This is a genomic window from Vallitalea sediminicola (assembly GCF_054408565.1).
In genome coordinates this window covers 85,832-96,614 of record NZ_BTPT01000027.1, presented here as the reverse complement: position 1 = coordinate 96,614, position 10,783 = coordinate 85,832, and the positions used below count along the sequence as shown (strand labels likewise).

Annotated in this window: 8 protein-coding genes; all 8 read right to left on the bottom strand. The window is 31.0% G+C overall.

What is annotated here, in order from left to right; all coding sequences use genetic code 11:
- Nucleotides 1-427 (bottom strand): amidohydrolase family protein (locus ACX6CF_RS12845; protein WP_458785736.1); only part of this gene is annotated, 427 nt, incomplete at its 3' end.
- 60 nt (nucleotides 428-487) lie between these two features.
- Complete coding sequence (locus tag ACX6CF_RS12840; RefSeq protein WP_458785735.1) at nucleotides 488-3,577, bottom strand: GNAT family N-acetyltransferase; 3,090 nt, start codon at nucleotides 3,575-3,577, stop codon at nucleotides 488-490.
- Between the two features lie 348 nt (nucleotides 3,578-3,925).
- Nucleotides 3,926-4,858, bottom strand: a complete 933-nt coding sequence (locus ACX6CF_RS12835; RefSeq protein WP_458785734.1) for an alanine-tRNA synthetase second additional domain-containing protein — start codon at nucleotides 4,856-4,858, stop codon at nucleotides 3,926-3,928.
- Nucleotides 4,859-5,190: 332 nt separating this feature from the next.
- Nucleotides 5,191-6,072 carry a hypothetical protein gene (locus tag ACX6CF_RS12830; protein ID WP_458785733.1) on the bottom strand — a complete coding sequence of 294 codons (882 nt, stop codon included), beginning with the start codon at nucleotides 6,070-6,072 and terminating at the stop codon, nucleotides 5,191-5,193.
- A 165-nt stretch (nucleotides 6,073-6,237) separates the two neighbouring features.
- Nucleotides 6,238-7,368 carry a Gfo/Idh/MocA family protein gene (locus ACX6CF_RS12825; RefSeq protein ID WP_458785732.1) on the bottom strand — a complete coding sequence of 377 codons (1,131 nt, stop codon included), beginning with the start codon at nucleotides 7,366-7,368 and terminating at the stop codon, nucleotides 6,238-6,240.
- A gap of 172 nt (nucleotides 7,369-7,540) precedes the next feature.
- Nucleotides 7,541-7,858: a DUF4387 domain-containing protein gene (locus tag ACX6CF_RS12820; protein WP_458785731.1), complete on the bottom strand. Its 318-nt coding sequence runs from the start codon at nucleotides 7,856-7,858 to the stop codon at nucleotides 7,541-7,543.
- 26 nt (nucleotides 7,859-7,884) lie between these two features.
- On the bottom strand, nucleotides 7,885-9,246 hold the full coding sequence (locus ACX6CF_RS12815) for an acyclic terpene utilization AtuA family protein (protein WP_458785730.1): 1,362 nt from the start codon (nucleotides 9,244-9,246) through the stop codon (nucleotides 7,885-7,887).
- Between the two features lie 249 nt (nucleotides 9,247-9,495).
- Nucleotides 9,496-10,749: a methylaspartate ammonia-lyase gene (locus ACX6CF_RS12810; protein WP_458785729.1), complete on the bottom strand. Its 1,254-nt coding sequence runs from the start codon at nucleotides 10,747-10,749 to the stop codon at nucleotides 9,496-9,498.
- Nucleotides 10,750-10,783 lie beyond the last annotated feature (34 nt).

The window sequence follows — 10,783 nt, the reverse complement described above, 5'->3', positions numbered from 1 at the left end:
GTAATTCATGCTTAAGTGCTAATTCATATATTGGAGTGTATATATTATCATATACATGATAATGATAATATCCAGCATATAATTTAATTCCAATAACCGTATTGTTACTAATATAGTCCTCAATTCTTTTGAATTCCTCATCTTTTGAAATACCTATCAGATTAGTTGGATTGATACCTATACATTCATAAATATTATGAGGACGTTTATTTTCTAAGTCTAACAACATAGGATTATGACATGAAGAATCAGGGAAGTTACCTTCCCCGCTTTCTTCAATGCCCATTCCAATACTGGCCTCTATACCGTTTTTATTGAATTCATCATAATATCCATTATAAGAATAATCAACTTTAGAAGTATTACAAGCTGTGTTTATGAAAGAATCTATTTTTGAATAATGAACATGCGCATCTATTATTTTCATGAAATTCTCCTTCTAATCACTATAAATATTGAACTTAGACATCAATATTATTCCATCAACTTATAATACATTGAAACTTATCTTATATAGGTCTTCTAGCATAACATCATCTAAATCTTCTTTACTGAAAACTATGAATGAAGGATTCCTCTTGATTGATGTACCAACATCCCCGCTTATATAGAATTCATGATTTTCCACTGATATACCATTAGTATTACCAAATCCAACTTTATCATTTTTATCTATTAAATGTATCATTTTAAACTCTGTATTATTAGAGCCGTGAACCATAAAATCATTTGAAAATAAATCAAATTCAGTTTTACCGCACTTATAAATAGTTTTTTCGCCTCTATCACTAATAGCTACCCAATTATCCTCTAGATTTTCTCCTTGTTTTATAAAAGCTATCTGTTCAAAAGGATGATCTTCCATATACTTAGGACTATTTTGTCTTATAATAGGAAAATCACATAGAACTGGTACACCTGGAAGTAATAAGAAATATTGGTCAATACTTATCCCTTTGAACTCTTCATTTTCTTTTATTTCAAGAGTAGTTTTAATTCCAGACCATATGTTTCCAGCATTATCCTCTAAACTAACGAATTCTGCTTTTTTCTTTTCCTTGAATAAGGAAGCAAAACTAAGTTTTTGAGAAATGAATCCATATCCTCCCGTCCAATAATTCCACCAGCTTTTTACTGCTGGTTCTGGGAAACTGTTATCTAACCATTCATTGTTTCTATGCATCAATGAATAGATTCCAACAGAAAATTCAGGTGATGCTTTTATTTTAATTAATCCATTATCTAATTCATAGACTTCTTTACCTTGATCTAGATACTTATTTGTTTTAACTTCATTAGTATCTTTGAAAAATACTACTCTTTTTCTATGAATATCCTTGAAATCCAGGTTAACATCTATTTTCAATATATCCATATCAGCTCTATTCTCATTAGGACATTCTACCTTGGATTTATTATCAATGAATTTAAGCTCCTTACTTATAGGTCCAAACAATTGATTTTCTGATGATATATTAGCAGAACCGTTTACAGGAATTTTCTTTATTTCTTCAAATTCAACTTCTATAATATTTTCTACAAAAGGATTATTGTTGTTAATTCTACACTCAAAACTTTGATACATATCTTCATTACTAATCTCTTTTGTATAACCCATATATTTTCTAAATTCCTGCCATGATTCAAAAGTATCAATTGTATATGTGACAGGTTCTGTAATAAAACTTTCTTTTGGTAGTAAATTATTTATTTCAGAATCAACTATAACAAATACTTCGTCAAAATTAACTTTTGCACCCTTATGCCAACCAATACCTGTTTTACATTTACTCCAGTCACTGAATATCCAATTTTCACTTACCTTATTGAAATCCCATTGTTTCGTCAATAAACCATCCAAATTTGGAGTTCTAACTATTTTATTATCTATTGGGATTAATGCATCATTTAATAAATAGAACGCTCTTTGACAATATACTAATTCTTTATAAGTATAGCTATCTGAGATATTTTTGATTTCACAATACGTCTTGGCAATACCATTTTGGTATAATTCAACATAATAATCTAAAACAATATTTTTAAAATCTTCTAATTCATAAGTAGCCTTAATAATTTCCGAATCAGTTTTAGATATAAAAGATACCGAATTCGCTTTTTTGTTAAAAAGTTCAATAGTATATGGTTTACCAATCTGTGGTGCTCTTAGAAATATTCCATTATCCCCTTTTGCTCCAATCTTCGTAAAGTGAGTAGCATTATCTTTCTTTATTAACGACATACAGTATTGGCCATTATAAATTGAATAACTTCTTTCATCTTCACCATGATATTTACCTATACAACCTATGAAAGCACCTCTAAGATCAAGCTTATGCTTAATTACCTCTGTAGAAGTCCTAATTGTCACTTCAATCTCTTTACTGTAAAAACCATAATCTGATAATATACATAGTAATTCCAGTGATTTCTTTCCTTTTGCTTTTAGTGAACATGTTTGTTCCTTATCTTTAAATGAAATCCACTCATCGTCGATTAAGGTAAATTCAATATCGATATCTTCATCAAAATTATTTTCAATATTAAAATAGCAACTTATTTCTTTTTCTAGCTTCTTAAATTCTTTTTGATTAGCTATCTCCATCTTGATTGGAAAATTAGGATATACCCCTACTTTAAATGTAGCATCCAATCCATTGATCGTTATGATTGATGTAACACATGGATGAGTTCTATACTTATCTTGTTCTTCATCCATAGTATCTAAGAAAAATTCACCCTTGATGATTTCACTATTCTTGATACTACCTTTATACTCAGTATGATTCTTGATATTTTTATCTTCTATTCCTCTTATCTCTATATCAAGTTCTTTACCACTTTTGTTAATGCATTCATATTCCACTTCATAACTTTTACCCACAACCAAATCTTTTTTATCTACTCTTGCTTTTATTATATAGTCATCTGTTTCAATACATGTCAAACCTCTACCATTTTTTTCAAATTCCATTTTGAGAGTAATATCATCTTTTTCCCAATTATATTCATAGTATTCGAAGTCACCTTCACTTCTACCGTCGCTCTCAATCTTGATTTCTCTTACACTATCATCGTACCAATCAAAAGTATCAAAATATTCTTTGACAGCTTCTGTACCCATGACATACGGCATAAAATTCATAAGGTGTGTACTACCATCTCTTCTTTCCCAGAAGAAACCACATTTTTTATATACTGGTACTGCTTTATCATTCCCTTGCCATGTATATAAGTCAAGTCTTGGCCACTTAGATTGCATAGCCTTCTTAACACATTCTTTTACAAGGGTTTTACCTATTTTCTTACCAATATGATCAGTTCTTACGTTGAGTAAAGGTATATAAGAAGCTCCTTCATCTTGCTTATATTCAGAAAAACTGCAATAGCCAACAACTTCTTCTCCATCAAGAGCTAGAAATGCACAGATATTACCCATTTTTTCATTTTCATTAATAACATCTTCAGTAGTTCTTGCTGCTTGTTCCCCTCCCCAATTCTGTCCACTTTGGTTCCACATATCAGCTAAAGATTCTGCATATGTGTGATCATACATAACAATTTTAATTTGATTCATTACTTTGCCCCCTTTAATTTCTAAAAAAAGAATAAAAAATAAGCTGTATAATCTACAGCTTTGTATAATAAAAAAAACTGTAGTGTAAACTACAGTATCTTTACTAATATATTAATATATATAAACTGTAGGACTATACCTACAGCTAAATATAACTTATCATTATAAATAGACAGCATCCTTCAACTGCAGGTCATGTTGTTTAATTGTATGAAATTGTTTGTTTTTCCCTTTATTGATGTTAGTTTTTAACATTTACATGACCTCCTTTTTTATTAATTTCTATTTATTACTTATTTATAATATCATGAAAATTATTCCATATCAAGCATTAATTTAAAATATATACTACAAATGATACTTCAAGCTATTTAATTCATTAATATTAATTTTATCTTCAAAGCCTATGATCCCTATTAAAGCATAGCTATTAGTCAACGGATTATATTTTAATTCCTTTACTAATTGAAAATGTTCTATTTCACTTGAATTCTTCAAATGTATTCTTGGTCCAGTACATCCAAATATATCATTATCTATTGATATATGATTATCATCAACATAACAAACATCAACATTCTCTCTTATAAGTTCTTTTGTTCTTTCCTCTAGGACATCTATATCTATATCAGGTTCAGTATCAAATTCTAAAACAAAACCGCGTTTTACATCGTTGTGTCCCTCACAATGTTCGAAACCGAATTGTTTTTCAAGTACATATCCTGTTAAATCTTCTGCTGTATGAGCCATTCTTCTATACTTTATTGATTTATGAACAATATTTGCTATATCCCCTGGACATGGACCAAATATGCTAGGTCGTGTTACAATAACTTCTTCTCCTATACCAATGATTATATCCGCATTCATATTTAAATATGGATACAACAACTCGAAATGTTCAACAATAACTCTTTTTCCATTATTAACTGCTTCTTTTACTGCATCAGCCAACATATATATTTGCGTAAATGCTGATTCAAATCTAACATCGATATGATAAGTATGACTACTGAAAAAACCTGTATCCGCTCCATCTAATAATGGTAAAGGTCTTACATTCACTCCATCATCATCATTGGTGAGTTCAAGCCCTGGAAACATTCCTTTAATGAATACTGATTTTCCTGCACCTGCATCACCAATAACCCCCACAAGATTATCCAAAGGACTTAAATATCTCTGTGAAATCTGATGTCCAAGATGCAATAGTCTTTTTCTGCCTCTAGGTGCAAAATAAACAGAATACATCAACGCTTCCTGCAATAATGTTATCGCCATTATATCACTTCCTTTACATAATTATCATCACATAATCCTACAATGTTACTATCTGCCCTATAATAAATATGGGGTACACATACAGTAGCTATATTAAAACTTTTCATACCTCTCACCTCATGTCCATTTTTAGAACAATACTATTAATAGATATTGTCCATATATGACACCTTTATTCTAATTATAGATAATAATTACAGCAAAATCAATAAACATTTATATGTTAAATGATTTTGCTAACAAAAAGCTTATTATCTTCTCATAGATAATATCTGTGAAAGTAGAAATCTACTGTTGTGACCCCATATAATATAAAAACATTTGTTTAATTATTATGCTACATTTTGTTCAATGTATTTTTTTACAAACTCGTAATTGATTTTAATGCTATAATTGAAATTATCATTTTCTTCTATCTTATTCTTTGAAGTTCTTTCAAATAATTTGAATTTGAATTCTGCTGTTCTACAGCTTTCACAATAAACTAAATGACATTCAAAGTATTCATCTGTCTTTTCTCCTGTATTAACATGTTTTTGTACTATTTCATCTAAGAAAATATCCATATTCATATCTTTTACTAATGTTTCTAACTCCTCAAAAAAGGCTTTACCATTAGCTTTTGGGATATTAAATATTTTCTTTGATTTTTTATACTTATTACAACTATCACAATAATCGTACTTACCTTTTACACCTGAACCTGCTAATATACAACCAGCTATTATACCAAGATAATCAATAATCGCTATTATCCAACCAAAAGTTGGATTAGAAACTTCTGCTACAGTACGTGTACGACGGCTAAAAGAAATTGGAGTATTTTCAATCAAATACTTATTATAATTGAGAAAAGTCATTTCTCCATATCCCTCTATTTCATATTTACTAATATGATCACCATCTAAAGTAAAGACAATATCTTGTGTTTGTTCATCAAAACAAGTCAAGTAATATGTAGTATATTTAATTGCTACAAGACATATGATTGCCATTAAAAACCCAATAAAAAAATGTACTCCTGTTATTTTCTTATGGGATAAAAATAGACCTTTGAAAAATCCGAACCCACATACATAACCTACTGCAATAGCTCCTACTGGAACAATAAAGAATAGTGAAAAATGAATCACTTGAAAATCTGTTACAACTGTTATGATTACTGGTATCGCGATACTAACTATTAATGATAATAGTCCTAAAATTATACTCATAGTTATCCTCCGTTTAATCTTTTTTTTAATATATATATAGTGCTAAATATTAGCACAGCTTTCATATTATAACAAATAAGTTGTTTGTTGTTAATTAGTATTAAGTAGCTATCTATATAGGTATTTATTCATATATATTTTTACATAATACTATATATATCCACTTTAAATACTAATTTTCTCAAAACATTTAGTATCAACTGATTTTTGACAAGCACTTAAAATATCTTCAATATTTTTACATTGACTAATTGAAGGTGCTTTTTCGATAACAGTGTCATTCTCAATCTGATACATGAATGAAGCTAGTGAAGCTATATGTGAATCCATAAAAAAGCCTTGAGACATCTTAGACGATGGATAAAATCTACTTACATGTTTATAATAACTATCATCTTTATAATAATCTTCCTCAAGATGTATTTTATTTCCTAGGAAATTATAATAGGTAACATCTAAAGGATTATCAGATACGTCAATCATCAATGAACCTTTCGTTCCATAAATCCTTACTCTAGTTCCATCATCACCTGCTGCTATCCTAGATACCTCAATAGTACCCTTTATACCGCTATTAGTATGTACATGAGTTAATGCCCAATCATCCACTGTAATCTTTCTGTCATTACCCTCACTATCTTTTCTTGTTTTTACAAAAGTTTCAGTAAAACACATAACTTCTTTGACCGGCTCTATTAAAAATTGCAATATGTCAAAAGCATGACTACCTAGATCATATAATGCTCCTCCTCCACTCATCTCCTTATTTAATCGCCATGCATAAGGTTTATCTGGATTAAGGTATGACGAGTGATAATACTCAATACGAAAACTGGTAATATCCCCGATTGCATCATTTTCTATAGCGGATCTAGCTTTTGCAAAAGCTGGTATGTATCGCAATGTATAACATAATTGTATCTTTGATTTGCTTTTACTATACTTCTCTAATATTTCCTTAGTCTCAATATCATTCATGGAAAGAGGTTTCTCACAGTATATGTTCGTGCCTGCCTCCATTGCTTTTAATATTAATTCTTTATGATAAATGTTAGGACTACATATATCAAGTATCTGTATATCATCATTATTAAGACATAATGATTCTATATCCACAGTTCTTTCAAATCCTAATGATTGTGCTGTTTTTAATTTTTCAACTGGATTTCTTGTAACTAATTGATTTCTGATAATATTACTTTCAATTGGCATATCTAATAAATTAAAATTATTCATTGCAATCAAGTGCACTTTTCCAATGAATCCCAACCCCACTAAGTTATAATTAATGTTCATAAGTAGTCCTCCTTATATTTGAAAATACTATTTCCTTTTATACAAAACAAAAGTTCCTAATATTAATTAGGAACTCTTATATTATAGCATATATAAACATAATTATTAATCAAATCTTTTATAATCTTATATTTCCTTTTTTAGCATTATCTGTCCAATAAATAATGTCTTTTTATAATTCCACTTCTAAATCAACTAAGGGAGCATGTTGCTGAGCACCATAAACATCTGTTTCACCTAACCTACCAGATGCCATAGGACGGACTATTGTCGCCTTTATTGCTTTAGCTGGTGTAAATTCTATTATATTAATGACATCTTCCACTGATATATGATATAAATCAGCTATAACTTTTTCATTGATAATTTTTTTCTCACAGGCGTTTTTGAATATATCCCAATCTTTAAAAATAATATCAAAAGTTAATTCATAAGGACCTGCATTTTTACTTCTAATTACTTCTGCTATATCTTTTAACTTAGTTTTCATAATACCAAAATCCCTCCTTAACATCTTTACTCTACATTAACATAATCAACCTTGAATAATTCATATGGATCATCCACTTCTACTATATGATAAATACTGAATTCAAACACCTCTCCTGCTTTGAAATCAGAAGGTGAATAAGGAAATGCTAGATTTCCTGCTGTTGATATTCTTCCATCATAACCATAATGAAGCATCGTTGACCTTGCAAAACTACAGATAGTGTTGGCTATTTTCTGAGTATCGGCTACCGCTTCTATGACAATACCTATTTCATGGCTATTAATTTCTTTAGTTGGCTCAAGAGAACCCATAACTGCATCTCTACCATATACTTTAAAATCCAGATGATACTTATAATCAGCATCTTTGAAATTATCTTTTACTCTATCTCTTACTTCTTCTATAATTGATTCTATCTGAGATATCATAATGCTATCTCTTGTACCAGCTATTGAAACTGTTCTATAACCTACTTTTTTAGTTCCTTCTAATTTTATTGTATAAACATCAGAAGGTATGAATCTAGAACCTGTCACTTTTACCATATTATCTGTTTCTTGGTGGAATTTTGTTTCTTTCAAATCTAGTATTCCACCAGGTCCAGGTAAAATATAAGGATTTGTTTTCTCATATAATGTATGAGCTGCTACCGACAAAGTAGTACACTTCCTAATAGGATTAAGTGGTTCTAACCTGAAATTATCTTCTCCCAAGTATCCAAACATACAATCGCTTCCACTACCAGGTGTAGCCGCAATACTAGCACATTCTAGTATTTTACCCATATGAAGTGCCAACCCTTGGTCAAATCCATCTTTAACCGCTAATGCAGCAAAAACAGTTGGATCATATGCTCTACCAGCAATAATAACCTCTGCCCCTTCATCAAGCGCCTTGATAATAGGTTCAAGCCCCATTTGTCCAACGATACGCTCTGTCTTCTCTATCTCTTCCAAAGTTAACTCTGGTACAGGATACAGTGGCTTCACTTTTCCATCCAAAAGCTTATTTATAACATAATCTTTATCTATCTCAGCATGTATGATAGCCATCTTAAAAGATAAATCATTCTCTTTTCCAATACTCTTTACTATATCAACAACCTCTTGTAAATGTGGCTCTCCACCCGAACCTCCAGCTGTTCCAACAATCACTGGAATATTATTCTCTCTAGCCGCTTTAATCATAATCTCCAAATCTCTCTTAACAGCCGATTCATCAGTAAATGAAATCCCCGCTCCAAGATAATAAGGTCCCGGATCAGTAGACCCAGCATCAACCGCTATGACATGAGGTTTTCTCTTCATCCCTTCTTCAAAAGATTCCATAGGAAAACCATAACCCAATATAGCCGTTGGAGACAACACTCTCAATTCCCTACTCATAAAAATCCCATCCTTTCACAATTCCATCATCCAAAACTACTACTATCTATTTTCAAACTATCCACACAAATAGTAAATCATAGTTAAGTAATTATATTCACCAACCAAACACTACGCTCTCGATTAATCACTTCACTCACCGAAGGGTAAAAAGTGTACTAATCACGCAGACCGATCGCTTCCCAGGGTAAGGCAAGTGATTAGTACACTTTTCTACCCTGACCGACTTACCCTAATAACAATAAATCCCTAAAAGTTATTTCTCTCCTTCATCTCTCTAATAGCCAATATCCTCTCCATCTCATTAAAAACAATCATATATCCTTCATCCACACCCATTCCAGGTTTCGCCAGAATCTGAACTGGTTCCGTTGCCATAGCCAAATGCACGCAAACTTGTGATGACCTATCAGTTTCATTACAAGTTCCACCTTGATAAGCTCCAATCCCTTTTTCCTTACAATATAAAACAGCCTCAATAGTATTATTAATACCGCCAAGATCAGGTGTCTTAATCTGAATCATATGTCCAGCTCTATTATCAGCAAAATACTTGATATCATCAAAAGTATTACACCATTCATCAGCCACTATCTCAACATGAACATTATCTTCATCTAATCTAGCACACAACTCACTAAGCGCTTCCATTTGAGCTGTTCTCTCTTCCATATCCATAGGTCCTTCTATCCTTAGAGTTAATGGATATGCTGCTTCTTCAAGCTCTTTTAGATATTCAACCATTTTATCACAGTCATTATTAAATATAAGTCCAATAGTTCCATATACATCTATATGAATGACAGGTTGATAATCCACATCTCTTAACTCAACGACTCTATCACGAATCCACATGATATATTTCTTTAATAACTCACCTTTTTCTCCTAATTTCAACTTAACATTATTAATAAGACCATGAGGTAGGATATCAGCACCTTTCAATATCATCTTATCAACGTTATTATATCTATCATCTCCAGATTGCATAAATATTGGAATTTCTTTTTTAGAAACATTTGTTTTATATTCATCTGCAACTACTTCTGCCATAATCATCTTTTTACTTTTAGCTACAGCATCTAAAACAGCTTGAGTTACTCCATATCTAACTGCTGTATGCATTCTTTCGCCTGAAGGTAATTCATAATTATCGATTTCTTCTGCCAACTCTTTGAAACTAGTTAATTCTCTACCTACTAACAATGGCTTGATGTATTTATCTATTATTGGTATATACTCTTTTGCAAGAAATAATGGATCTCTTCCACCAGCTCCTGAATACTGAACAGCTGCACAATCCCCATAAGCTATTTGTCCATCTTCCAATAGGAGCATAACTGATACTGCTTCACCAGCCTGTCTTATAGAATTGAATCCTTTAGTTAATGGTTCCCCACTGTATGTAGCCCCATTTTGTACAGCATGTTTTTTTATTGCTCTCTGATCATCAAAGAAAAATCCTGTTTTTCCTTCTGATAGAATAACGTCAACAATTTTCATCTTTCCCATTCCCTTCTCTGAATACGCTTACAGT

Excerpts from the sequence above, each read along its gene's own strand:
- ACX6CF_RS12835 (WP_458785734.1), bottom strand. The coding sequence starts at position 4,858 with ATGGCGATAACATTATTGCAGGAAGCGTTGATGTATTCTGTTTATTTT.
- ACX6CF_RS12830 (WP_458785733.1), bottom strand. The coding sequence starts at position 6,072 with ATGAGTATAATTTTAGGACTATTATCATTAATAGTTAGTATCGCGATA.
- ACX6CF_RS12825 (WP_458785732.1), bottom strand. The coding sequence starts at position 7,368 with ATGAACATTAATTATAACTTAGTGGGGTTGGGATTCATTGGAAAAGTG.
- ACX6CF_RS12815 (WP_458785730.1), bottom strand. The coding sequence starts at position 9,246 with ATGAGTAGGGAATTGAGAGTGTTGTCTCCAACGGCTATATTGGGTTAT.
- ACX6CF_RS12820 (WP_458785731.1), bottom strand. The coding sequence starts at position 7,858 with ATGAAAACTAAGTTAAAAGATATAGCAGAAGTAATTAGAAGTAAAAAT.
- ACX6CF_RS12840 (WP_458785735.1), bottom strand. The coding sequence starts at position 3,577 with ATGAATCAAATTAAAATTGTTATGTATGATCACACATATGCAGAATCT.
- ACX6CF_RS12810 (WP_458785729.1), bottom strand. The coding sequence starts at position 10,749 with ATGAAAATTGTTGACGTTATTCTATCAGAAGGAAAAACAGGATTTTTC.